Below are 25419 nucleotides of genomic sequence, written 5' to 3'. Positions count from 1 at the left end.
TCTGGACAGTGCGGCAGGGGCAGGCCTATAAACATCCCATCTCTGCTGAACGGCGATACGCAAATGTCGTCGAGGCGAAACATCTCCCGCTACGGGACCGGCGCGAGGAAGCACCGATGAGACTCAGGACAGCCCTCTGTTCCGCAGTATCTACCCTGTCCGCACTGGCACTGCTCACTGCGTGCGGCAGCGGCTCCACCTCGTCCTCGTCGAGCGACAAGCCGCTGGTCGGCGTCGACTACCCGCGCTCCGACACCGACTTCTGGAACTCGTACATCAAGTACACCCCCCAGTACGGCAAGGAGCTGGGGCTGGACCTGAAGACCACCAACTCGCAGAACGACGTCGCCAAGCTGACGGCCAACGCACAGACGTTCATCAGCCAAGGCGTCAAGGGCCTCGCCATGGCCCCGCAGGACACCGCCGCCATCGCGCCGACGCTGGCGCAGCTGGAGGCGAAGAAGATCCCGGTCGTCACCGTGGACACCCGCCCCGACACCGGCAAGGTGTTCATGGTGGTGCGCGCCGACAACCGCGCCTACGGCGAGAAGGCGTGCCAGTACCTCGGCACCAAGCTGGGCGGCAAGGGCAAGGTAGTCATGCTCCAGGGCGGCCTGGACTCCATCAACGGCCGTGACCGTACCGAGGCGTTCAACGACTGCATGAAGAAGAGCTACCCGGGCATCAAGGTGTTCGGTGAGGCCACCAACTGGGACGGGGCCGTCGCCGCGCAGAAGCTCCAGACGGACCTGACCGCCCACCCGGACATCAAGGGCGTCTACATGCAGTCCAGCTTCGCGCTGTCCGGCACGCTCCAGGTCCTCAAGCAGAAGGGCCTGTTGGTCGACCCCAAGGACAAGAAGCACGTCTTCGTCGTCTCCAACGACGGCATCCCCGAGGAGCTCAAGGACATCGCCGCCGGCAAGATCGACGCCACCGTCTCGCAGCCGGCCGACCTCTACGCCAAGTACGCGCTGTACTACCTGAAGGCCGCGATCGACGGGAAGTCGTTCAAGCCCGGCAAGACCGACCACGACAGCACGATCATCCAGGTCCGTGAGGGTGTGCTGGAGGACCAGCTGTCCGCGCCGCTGGTCACCGCCGACGGCGGCACCTACGGCGGGGTGTCCAGCGTGAAGAGCGACGACAAGTCGCTGTGGGGCAACAACCTCGGCTGACAGCTCTTCTGAACCCAACGGCTATCCAACACAAGGCGGTTGCGATGAGTGACGGGGAGCGAACAGCCACCCCCGCGCCCGCCCCGGCGGACGACGGCCAGGCCCACGCGGGCCTGCCCGTCGTCGAAGCGGCGGGCATAGTCAAGCGATACGGTCCGACGGTGGCCCTCAACGGCGCCGGGATCACCATCAGGCCCGGCGAGACCCATGCGCTCGTCGGCCGCAACGGAGCCGGCAAGTCGACCCTGGTGTCCGTCCTCACCGGACTCCAGGCCGCCGACGAGGGAACGGTCACCTTCGGCGGCAGCCCCGCTCCACGGCTCGCCGACCGCGACGCCTGGCGCCGGCGGGTGGCGTGCGTCTACCAGAAGTCGACGATCATCCCCACGCTGACCGTGGCCGAGAACCTCTTCCTGAACCGGCACGATCGCGCCCGCGGCCCGCTGATCAGCTGGCAGGGGGTGCGCCGGCGGGCACAGGAGCTGCTGTCGACGTGGTCGGTGGACGTGGATCCGCAGACCCCGGCCGGTGATCTCAGCGTGGAGCAGCGGCAGTTCGTGGAGATCGCCCGGGCCCTGTCCTTCGGCGCCCGGTTCATCATCCTCGACGAGCCGACCGCCCAGCTCGACGGCGCGGCCATCAACCGGCTCTTCGACCGCATCCGCGACCTCCAACGGCAGGGCGTGACCTTCCTGTTCATCAGTCACCACCTCCAGGAGGTCTACGAGATCTGCGACATGGTGACCGTGTTCCGGGACGCCCGGCACATCGTGACCGCGCCGGTCGCCGAGCTCCCCCGTACTGAACTCGTCGCCGCCATGACCGGCGAGGCCGCGGCCGACAGGCGCGAGGAACGGGCCAGTTCGCTGGACGCCGGTGCCACGGCGGCCCTCGGCGTCAGCGGCCTGGAGGGCGAGACCTACCAAGGTGTCACCTTCCAGGTGGGCGCCGGGGAGATCGTCGGCCTCGCAGGCGCCGCGGGCAGCGGCCGGACCGAGGTCGCCGAGACCGTCGTAGGACTGCGGGCGCCCGCGGCGGGGGAGGTGGAGATCGCCGGCAACCGGCCCCGGCTCGGCAGCGTGCCGGCGGCGCTCGCCGCGGGCGCCGGGTTCGTCCCGCAGGACCGCCACCACCAGGGCTTCGTCCCCGACATGTCGATCGCCGACAACGCCACCTTGTCGGTGCCCAAGAAGCTGGGCAAGAACGGCTTCCTCAGCCGTGACCGACGGGACCGGCTCGCCGGCAACATGATCGAGAAGCTGGCGATCAAGACGCCGGGGCCCGACCTGCCCGTCTCCGCCCTGTCCGGCGGCAACCAGCAGAAGGTGGTCATGGCCCGAGCCCTGGCCGACGACCCGAAGCTGCTGGTCCTGATCAACCCGACCGCGGGCGTGGACGTGCGCTCCAAGGAGTTCCTCCTCGGCAAGGTCGAGGAGACCGCGGAAACCGGCACCGGAGTGCTCATCGCCTCCGACGAACTCGACGACCTGCGCATGTGCGACCGGGTCCTGGTGATGTTCCAGGGCCGAGTGACCTCAGAGATCGCCCGCGGCTGGCACGACCACGACCTCGTGGCCGCGATGGAAGGAGTGGACCTGCATGCCTGAGACCGTCCTCGCGGACACCGCCGCCAAAGCCCCGGACTCCCCGCGGCCGAAGCGCACCGCACTGTTCGGCGGCCGGATACCCCTGGCCCGGCTGCGCGACCTCGCGCTCGTCCCGGCCATCGTCGTCATCGCCGTCGTCGGACAGATCGTCAACCCCGTCTTCCTCCAGACCGACAATCTCATCAACGTCCTGCAGACCATGTCCGAGATCGCCCTTCTGGTCCTCGCCCAGACCATGGTCCTGATCGTCGGGAAGATGGACCTGTCGCTGGAGTCCACCATGGGCCTCGCGCCCGGTGTCGCGGCCTGGCTGGTGGTGCCGACCGGCGCGACCCACGGCCTCGGACTGCTCCCCGGCGCATTGGCCATTCCCATCACCCTCGCCGTGGGAGCGCTCATCGGTGTGATCAACGCCCTGCTCATCATCCGCTTCGGCCTCAACGGGTTCATCGTCACCCTCGGCATGCTGATCGTCGTGCGCGGCGTCCTCACCGGCATCTCCGGCGGCCAGACCTTCTTCCAGCTGCCGGAGTCGATGCTCTACCTCGGCACCACACAGTGGCTCGGCATGCCCGCCTCGATCTGGATCTGCCTGGCGCTGTTCGCCGTCGCGATCGTCGTCCTCGGCTGGACGAGCTTCGGACGCTCGCTGTACGCCATCGGCGGCAACGTCGACGCGGCCAAGGCCGCCGGCATCCGCACCGACCGGGTGCTGTGGATCGTCATCGTCACCGGCAGCGTGCTCGCCGCCCTCGCCGGACTGCTGCTCTCCGGCCGGCTGGCCTCCGTCGCCTCGGCGCAGGGCAACGGCTACATCTTCACCGTCTTCGCCGCCGCCGTCATCGGCGGGATCAGCCTCAACGGCGGCAAAGGCACCATGTTCGGCGCGTTCTGCGGCATCCTGCTGCTCTTCATGATCCAGAACGTGCTGACCCTGGGCGGCGTCCCCGCCCAGTGGATCGGCGCCCTCAACGGCCTGATCATCCTCGTCGCCCTCGCCATCTCCCGCATCACCGGCGGCAAAGTCCAGGAGTGACCCGGGCGGCCGTCGCCGGCCGCCCGCCCTCCGCCGTACCGCCGTCTCGTCGCACGGGCCGTACCAGCCCCTGCTCTTCCAGGAGTTGCCGCCATGTCATCCGCCCTGTCCTCCTCTCCTTCCTCTGCCCGCATCACCGCCCTGGACGTCCTGGACGTACGGTTCCCGACGTCCGAGCACCTGGACGGGTCGGACGCGATGAACCCCGAACCCGACTACTCCGCCGCCTACGTGGTCCTGCGCACCGACGCCGGCGACGGCCTGGAGGGCCACGCCCTGGCCTTCACCACCGGCCGCGGCAACGATGTCCAGGCCGCCGCCATCGCGGCCCTCGCCCCGCACGTGGTGGGCCTCTCGGTCGACCAGGTCTGCGCCGACCTCGGCGCCTTCTCCAACTCCCTCGTCCACGACCCCCAACTGCGCTGGCTCGGCCCGGAGAAGGGCGCCATCCACATGGCGACCGGCGCCGTCGTCAACGCCGCCTGGGACCTCGCCGCCAAGCGGGCAGGCAAGCCCGTGTGGCGCTTCCTCGCCGAGATGTCGCCCGAAGAGCTCGTCGCCCAGGTCGACTTCCGCTGGCTGTCCGACGCCCTCACCCCCGAAGACGCCCTGGAGATCCTGCGCCGCGCCGAACCCGGCCGCGCCCAGCGCACCGCCCAGCTCCTCGAGAAGGGCTACCCCGCCTACACCACCACCCCCGGCTGGCTCGGCTACTCCGACGAGAAGCTCGCCCGCCTGGCCCGCGAGGCCGTCGCCGACGGCTTCACCCAGATCAAGCTGAAGGTCGGCGCCGACCTGGAGGACGACGTACGGCGCATGCGCACCGCCCGCGAGACGGTCGGCGACGGCATCCGCATCGCGGTCGACGCCAACCAGCGCTGGGACGTCCAGCCCGCCATCGACTGGATGAGCGCCCTGGCCCCCTACCAGCCGTACTGGATCGAGGAACCCACCTCCCCCGACGACATCCTCGGCCACGCCGCCGTCCGCAAGGCCGTCAGCCCCATCAAGGTCGCCACCGGCGAGCACATCGCCAACCGGGTCGTCTTCAAGCAGCTCCTCCAGGCCGGCGCGGTGGACATCGTCCAGATCGACTCCGCCAGGGTCGGCGGCGTCAACGAGAACATCGCGATCCTGCTCCTCGCCGCGAAGTTCGGCGTCCCGGTCTGCCCGCACGCCGGCGGCGTGGGCCTGTGCGAGATGGTCCAGCACCTGTCGATGTTCGACTACGTCGCCGTCTCCGGCACCACCGAGGACCGCGTCATCGAGTACGTCGACCATCTGCACGAGCACTTCGTCGACCCGGTCCGCATCGTCGACGGCCACTACCTCGCGCCGACGCTGCCCGGACTGAGCGCGCAGATGCACGCCGCCTCGCTCAAGGAGTACGCCTACCCCAACGGCCCCGTCTGGACCGCCCGTGCCTGACGCACAGGCCCTCGTCGACGCCCACCACCACGTCTGGGACCTGGAGGTGCGGCCACAGCCCTGGCTGGACGAGCCCGCCCACGAACCGATCCGCCGCACGTTCAGCGCGCACGCCCTGCGATCGGCCGCGACCCGGCCGATCGCCGGACGGCGACTGACCAGCACGGTGGTCGTCCAGTGCATCGCGTCCGTGCCCGAGACCCGCGACCTGCTCGCACTGGCCGACAGCGATCCGCTGATCGGCGCCGTCGTCGGCTGGGCGGACCTGACGTCACCCGCGATCGGTGACGTACTCGACGACCTGCGCAGCGGGAACGCGGGCGGCTACCTGCGGGCCGTACGGCACGTCGTACAGGCCGAGTCGGACCCGCACTGGCTCCAACGACCCGACGTCGAGCGCGGGTTGCGGGCGGCCGGGGAGCGCGGCCTCGGATACGACGTGCTGATCGGCCCCCACCAGCTTCCGCAGGCGATCCGCCTCGCGCAGCGGCTCCCCGAGCTGCCGCTGGTCCTGGACCACGCGGGCAAGCCCCCCATCGCACGGGGGGAACTGGCCGACTGGGAACAGCGAGTGCGGACGCTGGCCCGGCATTCCCAGGTCCGCTGCAAGGTCTCGGGTCTCATCACCGAGGCCGACCACGAGAAGTGGACGGTCGACGACATCCGCCCGGTATGGGACGTGCTGCTCTCCGCCTTCGGCCCCGACCGGCTGATGTTCGGCTCCGACTGGCCGGTGGCGAACCTCGCGGGCGGCTGGAACCGCTGGGCCGCCACCGTCGACGAACTCCTCACCGACTGCTCCGCCACCGAGACCCACGCGGTCCTCGCCGGTACCGCCACCACCTTCTACCGCCTGACCCCCACCCCCACGAAGGAGGGGACCTAGTGCTTCTGACGGAACTGCTCCACCCCGGCATCCTCGAAGCCCTGGCCGGGGCCGGCCACGGCGCCCGTGTCCTGCTCGCCGACGGCCACTACCCGGCGAGCACCGCCACCGGCGAGCGCGCCAGGACCGTCCACCTCAACCTCGCCCCCGGCCTGCTGGACGTCACCACCGTCCTCGACGTCCTGCTGCGCGCCCTGCCCGTCGAGGCCGCCCAGGTGATGGTGCCGCCCGAGGGCGAGCCGGAGCCGCCGGCCATCGCGGACTACCGCAAGAGGCTGGCGCCCGTACCGGTCGACACGCTCGGGCGCTACGAGTTCTACGACGCCGCCCGCTCGCCCGACCTGGCGCTGGCCGTCGTCACCGCCGACACCCGCACCTACGCCAACCTGCTGCTGACCATCGGCGTCCGCGCTGAAGGGACCCTGACCACACGATGACTCTCGCCGTTCGTTACACGTCCGCCCGCACCCTGGACACGGCTCCCGCGCTTGATGTGCCGCCCGGTCCCGGCGAGGTGGAACTGGCCCCCGCCTTCGTCGGTATCTGCGGTACCGATCTGCACATCTTCCACGGCGACATGGACGCGCGGGTGGCCGCGCCCGCCGTGCTGGGGCATGAGATGTCCGGTCGGATCGTGCGGGTGGGCGCCGGGGTGGAGGGCTGGGCGCCCGGGGACGCGGTGACCGTGATGCCGCTGCGCTGGGACGACACCTGCCCGGCCTGCCGCAACGGCCACCAGCACATCTGCCAGCACCTGGACTTCATCGGCATCGACTCGCCGGGCGCGATGCAGCAGCGCTGGACCGTGCCCGCCGCCACGCTCATCCGGCTGCCCGAGTCGCTGCCGCTGGACCGGGCCGCGCTGGTGGAGCCCACCGCGGTGGCCGTGCACGACGTGGGCCGGGCGCAGGTCGCCGCCGGCGAGAAGGTCGTGGTGGTCGGCGGCGGTCCGGTGGGCATCCTGATCGCGCTGGTCGCCCGGGCGGCCGGCGCGGAGGTGCGGGTGGTGGAGCTCAGCGCCCACCGGCGGCTGCTGGCAGGGGAGTTGGGGCTGACCGTGTGGGACCCGGCCGCGGACGACATCGGCGCCCTGGTGGCCGCATGGACCCAGGACGCGGGCGCGGACGTCGCGTTCGAGGTGTCCGGCGCGGCGGGTGGCGTGGACACCGCGGTCGATGTGCTCGGCGTGCGTGGCCGACTCTGCCTGGTCGCGATCCACCCCCGTCCCCGCGAGGTGAACCTGCACCGCTTCTTCTGGCGCGAACTGACCCTGATCGGGGCCCGGTTGTACAACCGCTCCGACTTCGAGAAGGCGGTGACACTCGTCGCCGACGGCACGATTCCGGCCGACCGGCTGATCAGCAAGGTCGTGCCGCTCACCCAGGCACCCGCGGCGTTCGAGGCGCTGGAGGGCGGCGGAGACGTGATGAAGATCCTCGTGGACTGCACCGACGAGGCCCAGGGAGCCGCCGTATGACCGCCTTCGACCTCACCGGGAAGCTCGCCGTCGTCACAGGCGCCCGGCGCGGCATCGGCCGGGCCATGGCCCGCGCGCTCGCCGACGCCGGCGCGGACATCATCGGCGTCAGCGCCTCGCTGGAGGAGTCCGGCAGCGCGGTGGAGAAGGACGTCACCGCCGCCGGGCGCACCTTCGAGGCGATCCGCACCGACTTCGCCGACCCCGAGGCCGTTCGCGCCCTGGGTGCCGACCTCGCGGGCCGGGAACGTCCGGTGGACATCCTGGTCAACAACGCGGGCACGATCCGCCGCGCCCCGGCCGCCGAACACACCGACGCGGACTGGGAGTTGGTGCTCCAGGTCAACCTCAACGCGCAGTTCGCGCTGACCCGGGCCGTCGGCGCCACGATGGTCGCCCGCGGCCAGGGCAAGGTCGTCTTCACCGCCTCGCTGCTCAGCTTCCAGGGCGGCATCACCGTCCCCGGCTACACCGCCGCCAAGCACGGCGTCGCCGGTCTCACCAAGGCGCTGGCCAACGAGTGGGCCCCGCACGGGGTGAACGTCAACGCCATCGCGCCCGGCTACATCGCCACCGACAACACCCAGGCACTCCAGGACGACCCGCAGCGCAGCAAGGCGATCCTGGACCGCATCCCGGCCGGCCGCTGGGGCAGCGCCGACGACCTGGCCGGCGCCACCGTGTTCCTCGCCTCCGACGCGGCCGCCTACGTCCACGGCGTCACCCTGCCCGTCGACGGCGGATGGCTCGGTCGGTGAGCGACAGCGACCTGGCCTCCGTGCTCGACGGTGCCCGTGTGATGCCGGTGCTCACGGTGCCGTCCGTCTCGACCGCCGGCCGGCTGGCCGACGCGCTCGCGGCGGGCGGCGCGCGGTGTGCGGAGGTCACCTTCCGCACCCCGGACGCCGATCAGGTGCTCAAGGAGATGGCCGACCACGGTGGTCTCACGGTCGGCGCCGGCACGGTCCTCACGGCCGAGCAGGCGGAGCGTGCCGTGACGGCCGGGGCCCGCTTCGTGGTCTCGCCCGGCTTCGACGAGGAGGTCGTCGCCAAGTGTGGCGAACTCGGGGTGCCCGTCGTGCCCGGCGTCGCCACCGCGACCGAGTTGATGCGCGCGCTCAAGGCGGGCCTGGACACCGTCAAGCTCTTCCCCGCCGAGCCGCTCGGCGGGGTGCGCACCCTGCGCGCGCTCGCGGCGCCGTTCCCCGGAGTGCGGTTCGTGCCGACCGGCGGGATCGCCGCCGACCAGCTGTCCGGTTATCTGGCCGAGCCCGCGGTCCTCGCCGTCGGCGGCAGCTGGATGGCCACCCCCGGCCACCTCGACCGGGGTGAGTACGAGGAGATCCGCCGGCTGACCGCCGACGCGGTGGACAGGAGCACGACATGATCGACGTGGTGGCGCTCGGCGAGGTGATGCTGCGCTTCGATCCGGGCGAGGGGCGCATCCGTACCGCCCGCACCTTCCAGGTGTGGGAGGGCGGCGGCGAGTACAACGTCGTCCGCGGACTGCGCCGCTGCTTCGGACTGCGCACCGCCGTCGTCACCGCGCTGGCCGACAACGCGGTCGGCCGGCTCGTGGAGGACCTGATCCTCCAGGGCGGCGTCGACACCTCGCTGATCCGCTGGGCGCCCGACGACGGCATCGGCCGCGGCGCCCGCAACGGCCTGAACTTCGTCGAGCGCGGCTACGGCATCCGCGGCGCGCTCGGCGTCAGCGACCGCGCCCACACCGCCGTCTCCCAGCTGCGCAAAGGGGACGTCGACTGGGACGCGGTCTTCTCGGCCGGGGTGCGCTGGTTCCACACCGGCGGCATCTTCGCCGGCCTGTCCGACACCACCGTCGACGTCGCCGACGAGGCCATGGCGGCCGCCCGCCGCCACGGCGTCACCGTGTCCTACGACCCCAACTACCGCCCCAGCCTCTGGACCGGCCGCGGCGGAGCGGAGGCGGCCCGCGAGGTCGACCTGCGCCTGGCCCGGCACGCCGATGTCGTGGTCGGCGCCCTCGGCCTCGCCGGGGCGTGTCCGGGCGACGTGCGGGTCGCTGCCGACGAGGTACCCGACGCCCTGGCCGGCGTCGCCGCGCTCCTGCCCCGAGCGAAGGTCCTGGCGACGACTCTGCGCGCGGTGCCCTCGGCCGGGGTCAACGACTGGTCCTCGGCCGCCTGGTCCGCCGACACCGGCGTCATCACCGGCCCGTACATGCCCGGCCTGCACGTCCTGGACCGCATCGGCTCCGGCGACGCCTTCGCCGCCGGCCTCATCCACGGCCTGCTCGACGGAGCCGGCCTGGAACGCGCCCTGGCCTACGGCACCGCCCACGGCGCCCTCGTCATGACCACCCCCGGAGACGTCTCCATGGCCACCCGTACCGAGGTCGAGGCACTCATCGCGGGCGGCTCGGCCCACGTCAGACGCTGACGGCGCCCCCTCGCACGTATCCCAGGAGCAGGCCTTGCAGCAGCGGAAGATCCCTCACACGTCGGTCTCTCTCACCGAGCTCGGCTTCGGCGCGTCCGTGATCGGCAACCTCTACCGCGTCACCCCGCCCGACGACGCCACGGCCGCCGTCGACGCGGCCTGGCAGGCCGGCATACGGTACTTCGACACCGCACCCCACTACGGCCTCGGCCTCTCCGAACGCCGCCTGGGCGCCGCCCTGCGCGACCGCCCGCGCGACCAGTACGTCATCTCCTCCAAGGTCGGCAGGCTCCTCGTCCCCAACGAGGAGCCACGCGGCGTCGACACCGAGGGCTTCGTCGTACGGGACGACCTGCGCCGCCAGTGGGACTTCAGTCGCGACGGCGTCCTGCGCTCCGTCGAGGAGACGCTCACGCGCACCGGCCTGGACCGCCTCGACGTCGTCTACCTCCACGACCCCGACGACCACTGGCGCCAAGCCGCCGACGAGGCCATGCCCGCCCTGGCCGAGCTGCGCGACCAGGGCGTGATCGGCGCGATCGGCGCCGGCATGAACCAGTCCGCCATGCTCGCCCGCTTCCTGCGCGAGACCGCCGCCGACATCGTCATGCTCGCCGGCCGCTACACCCTCCTGGACCAGTCCGCTCTGGACGACGTCCTGCCCGCCGCACGGGAACTCGGCAAGAGCGTGGTGGCCGTCGGCGTGTTCAACTCCGGACTGCTCTCCCGCGACCGGCCCGCCGAAGGCATGCGATACGACTACCAGGACGCCCCACCGGAACTGATCGCGAGGGCCCGGGCCATCGCCGATGTCTGCGAGGCGTACGGGACCACCCTCCCCGCCGCCGCGATCGCCTTCCCGGACACCCACCCCAGTATCATCAACGTCACCCTCGGCATGCGGACCGCTGAACAGGTCGTACGGAACGTGAAACTCAAGGATCAGCGCGTACCTGACGGTCTCTGGCAAGATCTTCGTACTCAGGGGCTGATCAGGTCGGACGTGCTCGCCGGGCACGGTGGGGGGAGGGATGCCCAATGTCTCTGACGGACAAGGCCATCGAGCAGATCCGTGAGCTGATCCGGACCGGTGCCCTGCCGCCCGGCTCGAAGCTGCCGCCGGAGCCGGACCTGGCGGCTCAGCTGGGCCTCTCGCGCAATCTCGCCCGGGAAGCGGTCAAGGCGCTGGCCGTCGCCCGTGTCCTGGAAGTCCGACGGGGCGACGGCACCTATGTGACCAGCCTCCAGCCGAGCCTGCTGCTGGAGGGGCTCGGTGGGGCGGTGGACCTGTTGCAGGGCGACGCGGCCGCCTTGCAGGACCTCATGGAGGTACGACGGCTCCTCGAACCGGTCGCCACGGCGCTTGCCGCGACCCGGATCTCCGAGGACCAGTTGGCCGAGGTGAAGCGGCACCTGGACGCCATGCGCGAGGCCCGCGACGACGTCGAACAGCTCAACATCCACGACGCCGCCTTCCACCGGGCCGTGGTCTCGGCCACCGGCAACGAAAGCCTCCTCACCCTCCTCGAAGGGATCTCCGGCCGCACCCTGCGGGCCCGCATCTGGCGTGGTCTGGTCGACGACCGGGCCGCGGGCCGCACGCTCGCGGAGCACGAGGCGATCTTCAACGCCCTGTCCACGCGCGATGCCACCCTCAGCCAGGCCGCGGCACTGATGCACGTGAGCAACACCGAGCAGTGGCTGCGGGTGCACCTGAGCTCCGGGGAAGCCGGTCCGACGTCTGCCGTCCCACGCGTCGCCTCTCCCGGGGCCTGAGCCGCCTCAGGCCCCGGGAGGCGGGTTCATCCGGCGGTCAGAGTGGTCCACTTCTGGTTGGAACCGCCGTTGCAGTCCCACAGCACGAGCTGTGTGCCGTCCGTCGTCGAGCCGCCCGGCACATCGAGGCAGCGGCCGGAGGCGGGGTTGCGGTAGCCGCCGTTGTAGGGCTGCCAGACCTGGTTGGCGCCGCCATGGCAGGACCAGAGCTGCACCTTGGTGCCGTTGGCGGTGGCCCCGCCGGCGGCGTCGAGGCACTTGCCCATGGAGCGCAGGGTGCCGTCGGTGTAGGCCGACCAGTACTGGTTGGCGCTGTCGGCGCAGCTCCACGTCTGGACGGCGGTCCCGTCAGCGGTGCCGGCGCCGTTGACGTCCATGCACTTGCCGGCGATGCCGGACTGCACGTGTGCCGGGGCGGGGGCGGGGTTCTTCAGCCACCCCGCGCTGTCCGCGGCCTGGACACCGCGGTGGAAGGCGTCGGCCATCTTCTGGTAGCCGGCGTCGTTGGGATGCAACGGATCGGCCAGGTCGGCCGTGGTCAGGCCGCTCATGTCGACGAACGCGACATGCTTGCCCGCACCCTGTGCGTCGCTGACGATCTGCCGTGTGGCCTGGTTGTACGTGCCCCGCCACTGTTCCTCCGAGCTGCTGGTTGACACCACCAGGGAGGCGACGAGGACGGTCGCGTCGGGGACGTCGGCGGTGATCTGGTTGACCAGCGACCTCAGCCGGGCGATCGCGCTGTCGACCTCGGAGGCCCCTTGGAGGTCGTTGGTACCGATGTGCAGCGTCACCACGTTGGGCCGGTAGCGGGTCAGCGAGGCGTCGGCGAGGGCGGCGATCTGGTCGGTGCGGTACCCGGAGTGGCCTTCGTTGTCCGGGTCGGACATCGAGCCGTTCCGCACCGTGCCGACGAAGTCCAGCGAGTGGCCGTCCGCGGCGAGCTCGTTCCACAGCGGACCGCGGTAGCCGTTACCCGTGCTGCTCCCCACACCCCAGGTGATCGAGTCGCCCAACGGCATGACGCGTAAAGGGGTGTTGGGGGCGGCGGAGGCAGGGGCCGCTCCTGTCGCGGTCACCCCGAGCGTGGCGGCGACCAGGGTGAGCACCGGCAGGATCCAGGGCTTTCTCATGCGTGCGTCCTTTGTGCGAGTGATGGCTGAATCAGCGGGTCGGCGGGCACGGCACCGGAAGCCGGTGCCGTGCCCGTGGGTCAGCGCTGCAGGGTGAGCAGGCCCGGCCGCCACGGCAGCAGGTTGTAATCGGTGCCCGGCGGGGTGTTGGGGGACAGCCCCTGGTAGAGGAGTTGCAGGTTGCAGGGGTCGATGGTCTTGGTCTGGTCGGGGTTGTTGCGGACCAGGTCTCCGTGGCTGATGTCGTTGGTCCAGGTGGCGCCGCTGTTGGCCTTGCCCGCGAAGGGGTTGGACTCGGTGGCGGCCTGCGGGGTCCAGGAACCGTTCAGGCTGGTGGCGGTGAAGGAACGGAAGAAGCGCTGCTCGCTCGCACCGCGCGCCTCGACGATCATCAGGTACTGGTTCTGGCCCTGGACCTTGTACACCTCAGGTGCTTCGAACAGGTTCTTCACCGTGTCGCTCATGACCGTCGTGTAGGACGAGCCGAAGCTGCTCGGGAAGTTCCCGATCGGCATGCTCGCCCGGTAGATGCTGCCGTTGTCACCGGCGAAGAACAGGTACATGTTCTGGTCGTCGGCGATCAGGGTCTGGTCGATCGGGGCGGCACCGCCCGGGAGGCTGCCGGTGAACAACGCCTGCGGCGCGGACCAGCTGTTGGGGTTGGTCGGGTCGGTGGAGGTGCGGTAGAAGAAGGGCCACTGACCCCACTGGGACGCCAGTACCCAGATGTTCTTGGGCGCGAAGTAGATCAGGGTGGGCGCGACCGTGCCCTGGTTCATGCCGGTCTGGCCGGCCGACGCCATGTCGGACCAGTTCGTGAAGGGCGCGAAGCCCATCGAGCCGTAGGACCCGGACTGGTTGACGGTCGAGCCGTAGACCAGGTGCTTGCCGTTGTACGTCACGTTGGTGAAGTCCTTCAGCGAGACCCAGCCGTTCGCCGGCTGCGCCAGCGGACCGGTCGAGTTCCACCGGTACGTCGACGGCAGCGAACACGTGCTGCCCGTCCCGGACAGGCCGGTCCACTTCTGGTTGCTGCCGCCGCTGCAGTTCCAGAGCTGCACCGCCGTGCCGTTGGCGGTGGCGCCGCCTGACACGTCCAGGCACAGCCCGGACTCCACGGCGACGACCGTGCCGTCGGAGTTGACCCGCCACTGCTGGTTGGTCCCGCCGTTGCAGGACCAGATCACCGGCCGGGTCCCGGCCGTGGTGGCATGGCCCGGAACATCCAGGCACTTGTTGCCGTACACGGTCAGCTGGCTGCTGTCGGTCAGCGTCCACTGCTGATTGGTTCCGCCATGGCAGTCCCAGATCTGCAGGTTGGTGCCGTCGGTCTGGCTGGCGCCCGGCACATCGAGACACCTGCCGGAAGCGGTGGCGCGCAAGGCGCCGCTGGTGGCGGCCTGAGCGGGGTCGGCGACGAGCGTCGCCGCCGAGGCGACCAGGGCCGCGAGCAGCACGGGCAGGTGCCTGCGGCTGAACGTACGTCTGTGCATGGGGGACCTCGTTCCTTGAGTGAGCGGTTCCCTCGCCCCGTCAGGGGCTGCTGGACAGGCGTGCTGTTGACCTTCCTCGATGTTCGAGGTATCGAACAATGGTCGACAGGCTGGGCGGACGAGAACTGAGCACAAGAAGCTCAGTCGGCAGCTGGTCCCGTCGTCCCGCTCCATCGACACGTGGGATGGATTAACGGGCATGAACGTTGCCCGTGTCTAGAGTCGCGACACAAAACACCGCCTGCGTCCGGAAGTTTGGCCGGTCGGCGCCTGGCACCGCGTCAGACATGGGATGTCATGCGGCCAGGCTCGCCTGAGAAATGTCGAATCCCACGGCAACCCTGGGCGGTTCCTGCGGCGACTAGGAAGCGGGTTCGGTCGTCACGGTGATCGAATCCGCGCTGCCACTGGTGAACGGCTGCAAGGAGGACACCCCCATGAGGCCCCGCGAGTCCTCGTGCGCGAACAGCGGATACGGCACCCGGATGGCCGGCACGCCGAGCACGGCGACGGTCGACGGCGGCGCCTGCTGCGGGCTGGTGTCGGTGGGGAGCGGCAAGGTGCTGGACGGCCTGGACACCGTGGCGTACGCCGAGCTGTGCGAGCGGTTCAACGGCGGGGTGTTCCTGCACCAGGTGCCCAAGGTCGACATGAAGGACGACGGGTCCGTGATGAAGGCGGCGCACATCGTCGGCGCCGACGGCTGGGAGGTCGACCTGCCGCTGTGGGCGGACGCCGCCGAGTGCGAGCGCCATGCCCCCCGGGTGACGACTCACACTGACCGCGCCATAGTGCGGGCACCTGCGGGGCTCTGGCGAGACGGCCGCAGCCCCCGGGTGACATTCCGTCGAAGCTGCCCGCCGCCAGGTCCAGGACTCCGGACCCGGCGCAGAGGCCTTAAGGCGACCTGGTCGGTCGCTGCGTGGGTGACCCTGGCGCCGGGGTGGCCCGACATGCAACTACTTGACCGCCGGCACGCTTTCATGTGGCCAACGACGTAAATGATCGTGGCCGGCCACGGATAGGCGTCACCGGCCGTGCTCGCGGCCAGGGCCCGGCACCTACGCGGCCGCATCATCAGGGACCTGCTGGTTCCGCGCTGCCGGTCGCGGGCGGATCTCGGGGGCCGTCGCGACCGCCGTTCCGCCCTCCGGTCCCGGTAATACTTGGCTAGCCACATGATTGCTGTTACGGTTTCTATGTGGCCAGCCACATTTTTTGTGGCGGAACTATCGGAATGAACGGAATCACCATGAAGGCAATCGTTTTCGACGAGTTCGGCGGCCCGGACGTGCTGCACGAGGCGGACGTCGAGGTCCCCCAGCCCGGCCCCGGCCAGGTCCGGGTCCGGGTGAAGGTCGCCGGGCTCAATGCCATCGACGGCAAGACCCGCGCCGGAATGCTCGAGGCCGTCTACCCCACGACCTTCCCCGCCATCCCCGGCGGCGAGCTGGCCGGCGTGGTCGACGCCCTCGGCGCGGGCGTGAGCGACGTGCAGGTCGGCGACGAGGTGCTCGGCTGGGCCGACACCGGCGCGTACGCCGAGTACGCGCTGGCCACCACCGTGGTGCCCAAGCCTCCCGGCCTTTCCTGGCAGGACGCGGCCGCACTGCCGGTCGCCAGTGAGACCACCGAGCGGGTCCTTGACCAGCTGGAGGTGGCCGCCGGGGAGACAGTGCTGATGCACGGCGCGTCCGGAGCGGTCGGTACCGTGGCCGTCCAGCTCGCCACCGCCCGCGGCGCCCGCGTGATCGCCACCGCCGGCGCCTCGAACCAGGACTACCTCGCCTCGCTCGGTGCGACGCCGACCACGTACGGCGAGGGTCTGGTCGAGCGGGTGCGCGCGCTGGCTCCCAACGGTCTGGACGCGGTCTTCGATCTGGCCGGCAAGGGAGCGCTGCCCGACTCCATCACGCTGCGCGGCGGCACTGACCGCATCGTGACCATCGCCGACTTCGCGGCGCGCCAGCTGGGCGTGACCTTCTCGCAAGGCACCCCGAGGCACTCCGCCGAGAGCCTGGCCGCTGTGGCTCAGGAGGCCGCGGCAGGGAAGCTGACCACCACTGTCACCGCCTACCCCCTGGCGCAGGCTGCCGAGGCCCAGGGCGCCAGCGACACCGGACACGTGCGCGGCAAGCTCGTCCTGACCGTCGACTGAGCACACCCGCCTTCAACTTCCCTTCCCCCCACCCCTGTTGCGGTGGCCCGTTCGGTCACCGCATTACTGAAGGACGCTTTGATGCTGGAATCCCTCTGGACCCCGACCACCCTCGGCGGCGTCTCTCTGCCGCACCGCCTGGTCATGGCCCCCATGACCCGCGACCGCTCCACCCCCGAGGGCGTGCCGACCGAGCTGAATGCCGAGTACTACGCGCAGCGCGCCTCCAACGCGCTGATCATCACCGAGGGCACCCAGCCGTCGGCCGACGGCCAGGGCTACCTGCTCACCCCCGGCATCTACGACGAGGCCCAGATCGCCGGTTGGCGTACGGTCACCGACGCCGTACACGAAGCCGGTAGCCGCGTGTTCATCCAGCTGATGCACGTCGGCCGGATCTCCCACCCCGACAACACCCCCACCACCGCCAGCCGGTCGCGCCCTCCGCGATCCGCCCGCAGGGGGTGATGTTCACCGCGTCCGGCCCGCAGGAGATGCCCGAACCTCGCGCCCTGTCCACGCAGGAAGTCGCGGACACGGTTGCCGACTTCCGGCGTGCTGCCGCGGCCGCCGTTGCGGCGGGCGCGGACGGCGTGGAGATCCACGGCGCCAACGGCTACCTGATCCACCAGTTCCTCTCCGACAACACCAACCAGCGCACCGACGCCTACGGCGGCTCGATCGAGGCCCGTATCCGCTTCGCCGTCGAGATCGCCGCAGCGGTGGCCGACGAGATCGGCGCCGAGCGCACCGGCATCCGTATCTCGCCCGGAAACCCGTACAACGACATCGCCGAGTCCGACACCGCCGAGCTCTACCCGGCGCTCGTCGCCGCGCTGCGCCCGCTGGGCCTGGCCTACCTGCACCTGATGCACGCCGGCGACGAGGCGCTGCTGGACACGCTGCGCGCGCAGTGGCCGGGCACCCTGATCCTCAACCGGGCCGGCGCTGACATCCCGACCCGCGCCAAGGACGTCGAGAACGGCAATGCCGACCTCGTCTCGGTCGGCGCGCTGGCCCTGGCCAACCCCGACCTGGTCGAACGTCTGCGTGCTGGCGCGCCGCTGAACAGCCCCGACCCGGCGACCTTCTACGGTGGCGGGTCGGTCGGATACACCGACTACCCCACTCACACCGGCTGAAGAAGCGGAGACCATGCACCAGATTCCCACTACTGCCGCAGGAGGGCCGATGGGTTACGCGATCTTCCAGCTCGCCCGCGCCCACCGCGCCTACGCCGGCGCCCTGCTGCGCAAGATGGATCTGCACCCCGGCCAGGAACTGCTGTTGATGCAGTTGTTGGACCGGGAAGGGCAGACCCAGTCCGAGCTCCTCGAGAGCGTCGGCCTGGACCACTCCACCGTCTCCAAGTCCCTGCGCCGCATGCAGGAGGCGGGCCTGCTCACCCGTGAGCCGGCACCGCACGACCGGCGCGTGATGGTCGTCCACCTCACCGACAAGGGCCGCGCCATGCGCGAACCCATCGCCGCCCTGTGGACGGGCCTGGAGGAGATCTCCGCCGGCAACCTGACGGAGCAGCAGGCGCAGGCCTTCGTCGAGACCGCCTACGTGATCGCCGACGCGATCACCAGCCGGCCCATGCCGACAGAAGAACCCGGCTGACCTGCCGGTAGAGCACAGAGGCCCGTCAACGGCCGGTGGTGTGGCAGCAGCCGAAGGAAGCCCGTGAGGGACATCGACCCGCCTCCACACCGCCGGCCGTCGGCGTACCGGCCCCCGTATGGACCCGTGGCCCCTGCCCCTGCGCGCTCTCAAGCCCTCCTTGACCCGAAGGAAGCGAGACCCCCGTGCCTGACACCGACTCCACCCTTCTCCCCGTCCTCGTCGTCGGGGCGATCGGCTCCCTGGGGAGCAAGGTCGTCGACGAACTCCTGGCCCGCGGCAAGAAGGTCCGCGCCCTGGTACGGCCCACCAGCGACGCCGGCCACCTCGAGGACAGGGGCGTCGAGATCGCCCGCGGCGACATGCTCGACGTCGACTCGCTCGTCGCCGCCATGAACAGCGCCGCGAACAGCTCGGCGTGCCCTTCGTCGCCCTGCGTCCGGGAGCCTTCCTCGACCAGATCGCGACCGGGGCGGGCGACCCGCTCGACAAGGGCCGCATGATCTGGATCGGCAAGACCGCCGTCCCGCTGACCTTCGTGCGCATGACCGACCTCGCCGGCTACCTGGCCGCCGCCGTGGATGCCGAGGTGGCGGACGGCGAACGCATCGACATCGGCTGGGACCGCCCCGTCAGCATGCGCGAAGTAGCCGACCGGATGGGAGCCCGCGCCGGAAAGAAGATCAAGGTGTGGTCCGTGCCCTCCGGTGTCGCTCGCGCCGCAGCAGCCGTCGCCGGCCGCTTCATGCCCCTGCTCAAGGACATGGCCGCGATGTTCCACTGGTTCGACACCGGCCGCTACGTCGCCGACCCCACCCGCCAGGAACAGCGCTTCGGCCCCGCCCCCACGGCCGAACAGGCCCTCACCGGCTTCACCGACGAACTGCGCACCGCGCGCCGCCGGTGATCACAGCGACCACAGCGCACCCGCAGCTGCCGTGCCTGGCGTTCACGCCCGGCAAAGGCCCGGAGCAGTGCTTCACGGTCTCGCGGCGTGGACGGAGTTCGTCAAGCGGGTGCGGGGGCTCGCGGAGACGGACTGGTACCGCTACGACGAGCCGGCCGCCTACATCGGCTACCGGGAAGCCGCTGCCTCGTAGGGGTCTCCGGATGGGTCCAGGCCGGGTTCTCGTCGCGCCCGTAGGGATACGGCTCCACTTCGGCCGTACTGCGGCGAGCAGCCCCAATGCCTCATCGGCCTGGCTCTCTTCCAGGGCCTCGGTCAACTCGGCATCCCGCCGTTGCCGTCGTGGTCGTTGCCTACGGGACGTCAACTGTCTTGCCGTCTTCGTCGAGGGTGTGGGTCTGCCAGTACACGTCCCACTTGTCGCCGACCTCCTGCGGCACCTTCCCCTCGGGGTATCTGGCGTACCCCGCAGAGGGTTCCTCCTTGTCCGAGACGCAGGCGGAGCCGGTCGAGCCCACGGCCAGGACGGGGTACTCGCCACTGCTGCAGACGTTCTCCCGGTACTCCCAGCCCGCGCATCCCGTCAGCGCCAGAGCTGCGACCGCGCTCGCCAACACCGCGGCGATACGGGGCTTTTGGGGCCACAGGCCGGATGCGGCGCGGCTGTCGATGCGGGGCGTGATCATCGTGTCTCTCCTGTCGTTCGGTGTGCCTCCACTCTCGCTGCCGAGGGGCCGCCGCCTCCTGAGCCCACGTACTCAGAGAGACCCGTGCGGATGCTCAATGTGCCGGTGGTGACGTGCGTCGTCGAGCGGTCGCGCAAGTGACCGAACCGGCCAACTTCCTTTGAGGACGGGCGGTTGACGGACAGAGTTGATGGCAGGTACATGACCGACGGGGTGTCGCGGGCATACCATCGCAAGGCCTCGGAGGGGCGGTCGACGGCGTGTCCGCCCGACCGGAGCACCTGTGCCGCTCCTTCGTGTACCCGGCCCCGCCGGGGCCGGAAATCCCCCCACGGATGAAGGAGCAGCAATGCCCCTCGGCACATGGCTCAAGGCAGGAACGTCCGCCGCGGCGCTCGTCCTCGCCATGGCGGGCGCCGCGACCGCCGCCCCCGCGAGTGAACCGCCCTCCGCCCAGGCGGCAGTGGTGACCCTTCGCTACGACGACAGCCGCGCCGGCGGCTGGGAATCGGCGATCGCGGCCGGAGTCGCCTCGTGGAACGCGAACGTGAGCAACGTCAGGCTCGTGGAAGCGGCACCCGGCGCCGGCGCCGAAATCGTGATCGTCGCCACCACGGGCTGGCCGCAGGCCACCCTCGGCCCCGTGCGTCCGGGCCGGCAGGTCCGCGTCGAACTCGGCAGCCAGGCCGTGAGCCAGGGGTACGACAAGACCCGGATCGCCGCCCACGAACTGGGCCACAGCCTCGGCCTGCCGGACACCAAACCCGGCCCCTGCTCACAACTGATGTCGGGGTCGAGCGCCGGCACGGCATGCACCAACGCCGTACCCGACGCGACCGAGAGGTCCCGCGTCCAGTCCGCCTACGCGAGTGCCGTCGCCGCGCTCCTGCGCACTGAGGGCCGGACGCTCGTCGACGCACCCTGAGCACGGACCCCCGGGCGACCACGGCCTCCCGAGGACGTGGTCGCCGCGGCACCCACCTACATGACGGGCTCAGCCGCGAACTGCCTGCCCACTGGCCGACCGCCGGGTGATGCCCTACGTGACCGCACTTCTCGGCCGCGTAGGACAATCCCATCCGGGATCCGAGCCGGCGGAGCGGAAGGAACTGACAGCATGATCGAGTGGGTGTCCCTCAGCGCGGAGGCAAAGCCCGTTCCCCGACCCGTCGCCACCATGTGGGTATGGGCCACCGCCTGCTGCGGTGCCCTGACCCTCGTGGCGCTGCACAACACCCTCATAGGACCGGACCGCCCCGGCCCCGCCCTGGCCGCGCTGTCCCTGCTGGCCGCCCTGCTCGGCCTGTGGGCCCGCTTCACCGCCGCCCCGGGCACGGCCGTGCTCTGCTGGGTGTTCCTCAACGGCTTCGCGATTCCACCCGCCGGCACCCTCACCTGGGCCTCGTACCGCGACACCTTCTGGCTCACCTGCCTGTGCACCGCCGCCCTCGTGGGCACGGCCATGGCCCGCATCCACCACGCCCGAGCCGCCTACCGCCGCGTCACCGAAGTCGCTGCCCCAGCCGAACCGGACCCTGAACACCGCGCTCACTGACCAGGGCTTGTCCTCGAGCGGCGATCTACTTGGGCGGCAGGCTCGCCGCGAAAGTGCGTCCCTCGTCCAGCCAGGCACCGAGCGCGTCGTCCTCCGCGACCGCCGCCCCGTCGACCACGATCCAGCCGCGCATCGGGCGGCCGGTCATGTCGAAGACACGTGCACCCGGCCGGGCGAGGGCGGTGTCGGTCGCGTCGGGGCCGACCCGGACCATGAGGTCGTCTCCCGTGACACCGACGGCCATGTTGCCGTCGTACAGAAACGCCACCCCGCCGAACATCCGCTTCTCGGTGACGGCCGGGTCCGCACCGAGCCGCTCCCTGATCCGCTCCGCCAACCCCGCGTCGTACGCCATCGTCGCCTCATTCCTGTTCCACAGGCCTTGCTCCGAGCGGGTCACAGCTCCACGTTCGGCCAGTCCAGCAACCTGGCGCCGATGACCGCGGTCTGGAGCATGTAGCGGTGGGCCGGGTCGGACGGGTCGGCGCCGGTGAGCTGGTGGATGCGTTGCAGACGGTACGTCATGGCCCGCACGCTCAGTGAGAGGCGGCGGGCGGCCTCGGCGGCGACGCAGCCGGAGTCGAAGTAGGCGGTGAGGGTGTCGAGGAGGGGCTGGGCGCCCCCGCGGGCGGTGGTGAGCGGGCCGAGCGCGTTCACCACGAGGTCGGCCATGGCCTGCCGGTCCCGGGTGAGGACGGGGTAGACGAGCAGGTCGGTGGCGCGCAGGACCGGCTGGTCGAGGTCGAGACGCTCCGCCAGTTCCAGGGCTCTCAGGGCCTCTTCGTACGACTGGACGACCCCGCCGGGACCCGGCTGCGGGCGTCCGATCGCGACCCGGCCGCCGTCGGTGGCGGCGTGCGCCCGCTTGGCGAAGTAGGGCAGGATCTCGTCCTCGTGGCCGGGGGCGATGCACAGGAGCCGGCCGTCCTTGGTGGTGAGCAGGACGTTGCGGTTGCCGAAGCGGGTGATCAGGGCCTGCTCCACCTGTCGGGGCACCGCCCCGCCCTCGTTGTAGGCGGCCGGGCCCTGCGCGACGGCCACGGCGTGGGCGTGGGCCAGGCGCAGCCCGAAGCGCTCGGCGCGTTCGACGAGGCGGCCCAGGTCGCTGCGGCCGTAGAGGAGGTCGTCGATGAACTCCCGGCGGGCGGCCTCCTCCTGACGTACCGCCAGGCGCTGGGCACGTTCGTAGCCTTCGGCGAAGGCGTCGATGACCTGCTGTACGGCGGCGAGTGTGCTGTCGGCCGAGCCGGGCGCGCCCGGCCAGGCGGCGCGGGCCGCCGCGAGGTGAGTGACGACCAGGGCGCGCAGACCGTGGCCGGCGTCCGCGGCCTGTTCGCCGAGTGCGCGCCGGGACTCGATCTCCGCACGGGTGAGACGGCGACCGGTGGCCGAGACGTCCGCCAGGATGCGGGCATAGCCATCCAGATAGTGCTCGGGTATCTCCCGCTCCGTCACGCCGCCCCCGTAATCCTGACGCGCCGGTGACGGTTTCTCAGCGCTTCACCGGCATGCAGACCTTAGTGAACTCTGCCGGGAACCGGCAATGCGCGGGCGGACGTCGTGCGGGCATCATGACGCGAGGGGAGCACTGCGGATGGTTCCGATGCCGGGCACCGGCAGGTGTGCGGTGTCGGAACCGCTCGTATGTGAGGGCACACGGGCGTGGCTTCCGTCATGCGTAACGGAACTCTTCCTCAGGCCTTGCGGATCCGGTCGGCGATCTCAGGCATGGCCGTGAATCCGGCCGCCTTGTAGGTGGCGACACCGCCCACGTTGGCACTCGGTGTGCACACGCGCACACTCGACGAGCCCATCGCCCGCAGTGCGGCCGCCCCGGCCAGGGTGATCGCCCGGCCGTAGCCACGGCCGCGGTGGTCCGCGTGGACGCCCATCGGCTCGACCAGTCCCGGCCTTCCGGAGCCGGCAGACCAGACCGTCACCACCGCTGCCGGGTTGCCGTGGTCGTCGTACGCACCCAGACAGCGGGCCTCGGAGAAGAACGGTGCCGCGGACATCCCGTGACGGTAATCGCGCGTGGGCTTCGTGGTGTTGAACGCGGACCGCAGGACGTCCGCGAAGTCCTGCGCCTGGTCCAGGCCGATCTCCCTGAGCGACACACCGGGGTCCTCCACCGCTTCGGCGAGGTCGCGGAAGAGCGGCGTCCACGGCTCGTCGACACCCCAGCCCTCCTCGGTCAGCAGGTCGTGGAGCAGTAGCCCCCGAGGTGCTTCGACGGACACGGCTCCTTCCGGCAGCACGCCGCGCTCGGGCAGCGAGAGGTCGCCGACGAGTCGCCGCGCCAGGTCCTCGTCCTGGAAGGCGTCGGGAGCGACCGTCATCCGCACCAACGTCGGCGAATCCAGCATCCCGACCGCGAGGATCCGTCCGTCCCGGCTCCAGGTGCGGATCGCCGCGGCCGTCTCAGTTGTTCCGAACCGGTAGTTCCAGCCGATGTCGCCGGGATGCAGCTGCATCGGCGCTGCGTCGTACTGCCACTCCCGCAACGCCGTCATGGCTTCGCGGACTTGGCCGGCCGTCGGCGTGCTCAACACCATCGTCATGGCCGAGGATCACACACAACGTCTCGGCGGCACGCAACCGATTAACCGGTCCACCGCTTCGGTGTCGCCGTGCAGGGCTCAGGACTGCACGGCGAGTTGGAAGGCCTGCGCGGTCGAACCGTCGCAGGTTCGTTGGGTGAGCTGGACGCTGTTCGTCGCCGCTGCGGCGGCCGTCAGGCACTTGCCGCTGTGCCGGGCGACGAAGTGGTAGAGCCCGCTGGTCTCGCGCACCGGCTGCCACTGCTGGTTCGTGCCGCCGGAGTACACCCACAGCTGCAACGCCGCGTTGTCGGCCGTCGAGCGGTCGGTCACGTCGATCACCTGTGCGGGGTCGTTGCGGGCGGTGATCCGCAGGTATCCGCTGTCGGTGCTCCGGAACTGGTAGTGCTGCGCGGTCGTGCTGTTGCAGGCGTACTGCTGGATCGCCGTCCCGTTGGCGGTGGCGGCCGAACGGGCGTCCACGCACGTGTTGTTGCCGGCGTTGCGCAGGGTGTACCAGGCGGTCTCGGAGATCTGGTCGCCGGTCGGTGGGGTCGTGGTGCCGTTCCCGCCCAGCCACTTGAGTCCGTCCAGCAGAAACCGGTTCTGGGTCGCGCTCGCGAAGGTCGACGAAAGCCGCGTGTTGGTCGTGTAGTTCATCGCGTTGTGACCGAAGTTCGCGTACAGCATCCGGTACTTCGTGTTGGTCCACAGGATCGGGTAGTACCCGCTGTACCAGGACTGGTTGGGGTCCGTGCCGACCGGGAAGCTGCTGGGGTCGATCGACGCGAGGATCTTGATGTCCGGGTTCTGCCGCAGATCTCTGGACCAGCTGTACCACTCGCTGACCGATGAGGTGAAGGTGGCCGGCAGGTTGGCGGTGGCCGGGTGGGTGCGGTCCTCCACCTTCAGGGTCACGGCGGTCGGGCCCCAGGTGTTGGACGCGAAGTCACCCGAGCCGAGGAACGTGTTGTGGTACCAGGACCAGCTCGCCGCGTCGGTCGTGAACGCCGAGACATGGAAGCCCATGAAGCCGCCTCCGCCTCTCATGTACGCCTCGAAACCGGTGCGTTGGGCCGACGTCTGCGGCAGATCATCGAGGAACAGCACGACTTGGTAGGTGTTGACCCCGCCGTTGGCGAGCAGGTCCCAGTTGGTGCTGGCCGTGTAGGTGAAGCCGTTGGCGGCCGCCTGCTGCGGGAACCAGGCGTTCGCCTCCTTGCCGAAGTCGATGTGCGCCGCGTCGTAGGTGCCGCTGTACAGGGCCAGGACCTTGAACGGGGTCGCGGAGGTGCTCGCGCGTGCGAGGGGCGGTACGGTCGCGAGCCCCAGCAGCGTGGCGAGCAGGAGCAGGACGCGCAGGAGTGCGCGGGTGGGGCCGGATCTGACGGTGCTCATCGTCTGGTCGGTCCTTTCCGTGGGGCCGCGGAGCGAACCTAAAGGTCTATACCAAAACCGTCAAGAGGTGCGGAAGTACAACTCCCGTTCCCTGCTGATGAGTTGAAGACCTGGAAG

The 25419-nt window shown here is 70.5% G+C and carries 27 protein-coding genes and 1 pseudogene; 21 read left to right on the top strand and 7 right to left on the bottom strand.

What is annotated here, in order from left to right:
• The first annotated feature begins 116 nt into the window (after positions 1-116).
• The 12 genes from CRP56_RS01560 (at position 117) to CRP56_RS01505 (ending at position 11809) form a co-directional block, all read left to right on the top strand.
• Entirely contained in the window at positions 117-1178 is a 1062-nt protein-coding gene (locus CRP56_RS01560) for a sugar ABC transporter substrate-binding protein (RefSeq protein ID WP_097259621.1), read from the top strand.
• 44 nt (positions 1179-1222) lie between these two features.
• The gene (locus CRP56_RS01555; protein ID WP_097259620.1) at positions 1223-2785 is read left to right on the top strand and encodes a sugar ABC transporter ATP-binding protein; all 1563 of its coding nucleotides are present in this window, start codon (positions 1223-1225) and stop codon (positions 2783-2785) included.
• Complete coding sequence (locus CRP56_RS01550; RefSeq protein WP_097259619.1) at positions 2778-3821, top strand: ABC transporter permease; 1044 nt, start codon at positions 2778-2780, stop codon at positions 3819-3821. The genes CRP56_RS01555 and CRP56_RS01550 overlap by 8 nt, the downstream gene beginning before the upstream one ends.
• A gap of 93 nt (positions 3822-3914) precedes the next feature.
• A complete protein-coding gene (locus CRP56_RS01545; protein WP_097259618.1) occupies positions 3915-5249 on the top strand; it encodes an L-fuconate dehydratase in 1335 nt (444 codons plus the stop codon).
• The gene (locus CRP56_RS01540) at positions 5242-6135 is read left to right on the top strand and encodes an amidohydrolase family protein (protein WP_097259617.1); all 894 of its coding nucleotides are present in this window, start codon (positions 5242-5244) and stop codon (positions 6133-6135) included. Before CRP56_RS01545 ends, CRP56_RS01540 begins: the two co-directional genes overlap by 8 nt.
• Complete coding sequence (locus CRP56_RS01535; protein WP_097259616.1) at positions 6135-6572, top strand: RbsD/FucU domain-containing protein; 438 nt, start codon at positions 6135-6137, stop codon at positions 6570-6572. Before CRP56_RS01540 ends, CRP56_RS01535 begins: the two co-directional genes overlap by 1 nt.
• The gene (locus tag CRP56_RS01530; protein WP_097259615.1) at positions 6569-7612 is read left to right on the top strand and encodes a zinc-dependent alcohol dehydrogenase; all 1044 of its coding nucleotides are present in this window, start codon (positions 6569-6571) and stop codon (positions 7610-7612) included. Before CRP56_RS01535 ends, CRP56_RS01530 begins: the two co-directional genes overlap by 4 nt.
• Positions 7609-8370, top strand: coding sequence for an SDR family oxidoreductase (locus CRP56_RS01525; RefSeq protein ID WP_097259614.1), 762 nt, complete (start codon positions 7609-7611; stop codon positions 8368-8370). Before CRP56_RS01530 ends, CRP56_RS01525 begins: the two co-directional genes overlap by 4 nt.
• Before the next feature lie 41 nt (positions 8371-8411).
• On the top strand, positions 8412-8999 hold the full coding sequence (locus CRP56_RS01520; protein ID WP_373559745.1) for a bifunctional 4-hydroxy-2-oxoglutarate aldolase/2-dehydro-3-deoxy-phosphogluconate aldolase: 588 nt from the start codon (positions 8412-8414) through the stop codon (positions 8997-8999).
• Complete coding sequence (locus CRP56_RS01515; RefSeq protein WP_097259612.1) at positions 8996-10033, top strand: sugar kinase; 1038 nt, start codon at positions 8996-8998, stop codon at positions 10031-10033. Before CRP56_RS01520 ends, CRP56_RS01515 begins: the two co-directional genes overlap by 4 nt.
• Positions 10034-10067: 34 nt before the next feature.
• Positions 10068-11081, top strand: coding sequence for an aldo/keto reductase (locus tag CRP56_RS01510; RefSeq protein WP_097259611.1), 1014 nt, complete (start codon positions 10068-10070; stop codon positions 11079-11081).
• The gene (locus CRP56_RS01505) at positions 11072-11809 is read left to right on the top strand and encodes a FadR/GntR family transcriptional regulator (protein ID WP_097259610.1); all 738 of its coding nucleotides are present in this window, start codon (positions 11072-11074) and stop codon (positions 11807-11809) included. The genes CRP56_RS01510 and CRP56_RS01505 overlap by 10 nt, the downstream gene beginning before the upstream one ends.
• Before the next feature lie 26 nt (positions 11810-11835).
• Here the strand turns inward: CRP56_RS01505 and CRP56_RS01500 are convergent, their stop codons facing one another.
• Entirely contained in the window at positions 11836-12942 is a 1107-nt protein-coding gene (locus CRP56_RS01500) for a ricin-type beta-trefoil lectin domain protein (RefSeq protein ID WP_097259609.1), read from the bottom strand.
• A gap of 80 nt (positions 12943-13022) precedes the next feature.
• On the bottom strand, positions 13023-14435 hold the full coding sequence (locus tag CRP56_RS01495) for a non-reducing end alpha-L-arabinofuranosidase family hydrolase (RefSeq protein WP_097259608.1): 1413 nt from the start codon (positions 14433-14435) through the stop codon (positions 13023-13025).
• A 437-nt stretch (positions 14436-14872) separates the two neighbouring features.
• Between CRP56_RS01495 and CRP56_RS49025 the strand changes: the two genes are divergently transcribed.
• The 7 genes and pseudogenes from CRP56_RS49025 (at position 14873) to CRP56_RS48185 (ending at position 19316) form a co-directional block, all read left to right on the top strand.
• Positions 14873-15436, top strand: coding sequence for a hypothetical protein (locus tag CRP56_RS49025; protein WP_143664883.1), 564 nt, complete (start codon positions 14873-14875; stop codon positions 15434-15436).
• Positions 15437-15687: 251 nt separating this feature from the next.
• Positions 15688-16593 (top strand): NADP-dependent oxidoreductase, encoded by a 906-nt coding sequence (locus CRP56_RS01480; RefSeq protein ID WP_097273595.1) that lies wholly within the window; start codon positions 15688-15690, stop codon positions 16591-16593.
• An 81-nt stretch (positions 16594-16674) separates the two neighbouring features.
• Positions 16675-17735: pseudogene (locus CRP56_RS01475) on the top strand (alkene reductase).
• Between the two features lie 49 nt (positions 17736-17784).
• A complete protein-coding gene (locus tag CRP56_RS01470; RefSeq protein WP_257039969.1) occupies positions 17785-18216 on the top strand; it encodes a MarR family winged helix-turn-helix transcriptional regulator in 432 nt (143 codons plus the stop codon).
• Positions 18217-18401: 185 nt separating this feature from the next.
• Complete coding sequence (locus tag CRP56_RS47990) at positions 18402-18719, top strand: SDR family oxidoreductase (protein ID WP_218877949.1); 318 nt, start codon at positions 18402-18404, stop codon at positions 18717-18719.
• Positions 18635-19123 (top strand): hypothetical protein, encoded by a 489-nt coding sequence (locus CRP56_RS01465; protein ID WP_218877948.1) that lies wholly within the window; start codon positions 18635-18637, stop codon positions 19121-19123. Before CRP56_RS47990 ends, CRP56_RS01465 begins: the two co-directional genes overlap by 85 nt.
• A gap of 67 nt (positions 19124-19190) precedes the next feature.
• Entirely contained in the window at positions 19191-19316 is a 126-nt protein-coding gene (locus tag CRP56_RS48185; RefSeq protein ID WP_257039968.1) for a hypothetical protein, read from the top strand.
• Between the two features lie 160 nt (positions 19317-19476).
• Here the strand turns inward: CRP56_RS48185 and CRP56_RS01460 are convergent, their stop codons facing one another.
• Positions 19477-19809 (bottom strand): SCO0607 family lipoprotein, encoded by a 333-nt coding sequence (locus CRP56_RS01460; protein ID WP_257039967.1) that lies wholly within the window; start codon positions 19807-19809, stop codon positions 19477-19479.
• Positions 19810-20158: 349 nt separating this feature from the next.
• Between CRP56_RS01460 and CRP56_RS01455 the strand changes: the two genes are divergently transcribed.
• A complete protein-coding gene (locus CRP56_RS01455) occupies positions 20159-20734 on the top strand; it encodes a snapalysin family zinc-dependent metalloprotease (RefSeq protein WP_097259604.1) in 576 nt (191 codons plus the stop codon).
• 192 nt (positions 20735-20926) lie between these two features.
• Complete coding sequence (locus CRP56_RS01450; protein WP_097259603.1) at positions 20927-21364, top strand: hypothetical protein; 438 nt, start codon at positions 20927-20929, stop codon at positions 21362-21364.
• Between the two features lie 25 nt (positions 21365-21389).
• On the opposite strand, the gene CRP56_RS01445 is transcribed toward CRP56_RS01450, so the two are convergent.
• The 4 genes from CRP56_RS01445 to CRP56_RS01430 all read right to left on the bottom strand — a co-directional run bounded on the left by CRP56_RS01445 (position 21390) and on the right by CRP56_RS01430 (position 25302).
• Positions 21390-21719 carry a TfoX/Sxy family protein gene (locus CRP56_RS01445; RefSeq protein ID WP_097259602.1) on the bottom strand — a complete coding sequence of 110 codons (330 nt, stop codon included), beginning with the start codon at positions 21717-21719 and terminating at the stop codon, positions 21390-21392.
• A 41-nt stretch (positions 21720-21760) separates the two neighbouring features.
• Entirely contained in the window at positions 21761-22819 is a 1059-nt protein-coding gene (locus CRP56_RS01440; RefSeq protein ID WP_097259601.1) for a PucR family transcriptional regulator, read from the bottom strand.
• A gap of 239 nt (positions 22820-23058) precedes the next feature.
• Positions 23059-23925 (bottom strand): GNAT family N-acetyltransferase, encoded by an 867-nt coding sequence (locus CRP56_RS01435; RefSeq protein WP_097259600.1) that lies wholly within the window; start codon positions 23923-23925, stop codon positions 23059-23061.
• 78 nt (positions 23926-24003) lie between these two features.
• A complete protein-coding gene (locus tag CRP56_RS01430; RefSeq protein WP_097259599.1) occupies positions 24004-25302 on the bottom strand; it encodes a ThuA domain-containing protein in 1299 nt (432 codons plus the stop codon).
• Positions 25303-25419: the final 117 nt, after the last annotated feature.

It is taken from the genome of Streptomyces sp. TLI_55, from assembly GCF_900206255.1.
In the GTDB taxonomy this organism is placed as follows: domain Bacteria; phylum Actinomycetota; class Actinomycetes; order Streptomycetales; family Streptomycetaceae; genus Streptomyces; species Streptomyces aquilus.
The sequence above is the reverse complement of the archived record's forward strand: the minus strand, read 5'-3'. Positions and strand labels throughout refer to the sequence as shown.

Excerpts from the sequence above, each read along its gene's own strand:
- CRP56_RS01560 (WP_097259621.1), top strand. The coding sequence starts at position 117 with ATGAGACTCAGGACAGCCCTCTGTTCCGCAGTATCTACCCTGTCCGCA.
- CRP56_RS01555 (WP_097259620.1), top strand. The coding sequence starts at position 1,223 with ATGAGTGACGGGGAGCGAACAGCCACCCCCGCGCCCGCCCCGGCGGAC.
- CRP56_RS01550 (WP_097259619.1), top strand. The coding sequence starts at position 2,778 with ATGCCTGAGACCGTCCTCGCGGACACCGCCGCCAAAGCCCCGGACTCC.
- CRP56_RS01545 (WP_097259618.1), top strand. The coding sequence starts at position 3,915 with ATGTCATCCGCCCTGTCCTCCTCTCCTTCCTCTGCCCGCATCACCGCC.
- CRP56_RS01530 (WP_097259615.1), top strand. The coding sequence starts at position 6,569 with ATGACTCTCGCCGTTCGTTACACGTCCGCCCGCACCCTGGACACGGCT.
- CRP56_RS01525 (WP_097259614.1), top strand. The coding sequence starts at position 7,609 with ATGACCGCCTTCGACCTCACCGGGAAGCTCGCCGTCGTCACAGGCGCC.
- CRP56_RS01520 (WP_373559745.1), top strand. The coding sequence starts at position 8,412 with ATGCCGGTGCTCACGGTGCCGTCCGTCTCGACCGCCGGCCGGCTGGCC.
- CRP56_RS01515 (WP_097259612.1), top strand. The coding sequence starts at position 8,996 with ATGATCGACGTGGTGGCGCTCGGCGAGGTGATGCTGCGCTTCGATCCG.
- CRP56_RS01505 (WP_097259610.1), top strand. The coding sequence starts at position 11,072 with ATGTCTCTGACGGACAAGGCCATCGAGCAGATCCGTGAGCTGATCCGG.
- CRP56_RS01500 (WP_097259609.1), bottom strand. The coding sequence starts at position 12,942 with ATGAGAAAGCCCTGGATCCTGCCGGTGCTCACCCTGGTCGCCGCCACG.
- CRP56_RS01495 (WP_097259608.1), bottom strand. The coding sequence starts at position 14,435 with ATGCACAGACGTACGTTCAGCCGCAGGCACCTGCCCGTGCTGCTCGCG.
- CRP56_RS49025 (WP_143664883.1), top strand. The coding sequence starts at position 14,873 with ATGAGGCCCCGCGAGTCCTCGTGCGCGAACAGCGGATACGGCACCCGG.
- CRP56_RS01480 (WP_097273595.1), top strand. The coding sequence starts at position 15,688 with ATGAAGGCAATCGTTTTCGACGAGTTCGGCGGCCCGGACGTGCTGCAC.
- CRP56_RS01470 (WP_257039969.1), top strand. The coding sequence starts at position 17,785 with ATGGGTTACGCGATCTTCCAGCTCGCCCGCGCCCACCGCGCCTACGCC.
- CRP56_RS01460 (WP_257039967.1), bottom strand. The coding sequence starts at position 19,809 with ATGATCACGCCCCGCATCGACAGCCGCGCCGCATCCGGCCTGTGGCCC.
- CRP56_RS01455 (WP_097259604.1), top strand. The coding sequence starts at position 20,159 with ATGCCCCTCGGCACATGGCTCAAGGCAGGAACGTCCGCCGCGGCGCTC.
- CRP56_RS01450 (WP_097259603.1), top strand. The coding sequence starts at position 20,927 with ATGATCGAGTGGGTGTCCCTCAGCGCGGAGGCAAAGCCCGTTCCCCGA.
- CRP56_RS01445 (WP_097259602.1), bottom strand. The coding sequence starts at position 21,719 with ATGGCGTACGACGCGGGGTTGGCGGAGCGGATCAGGGAGCGGCTCGGT.
- CRP56_RS01435 (WP_097259600.1), bottom strand. The coding sequence starts at position 23,925 with ATGACGATGGTGTTGAGCACGCCGACGGCCGGCCAAGTCCGCGAAGCC.
- CRP56_RS01430 (WP_097259599.1), bottom strand. The coding sequence starts at position 25,302 with ATGAGCACCGTCAGATCCGGCCCCACCCGCGCACTCCTGCGCGTCCTG.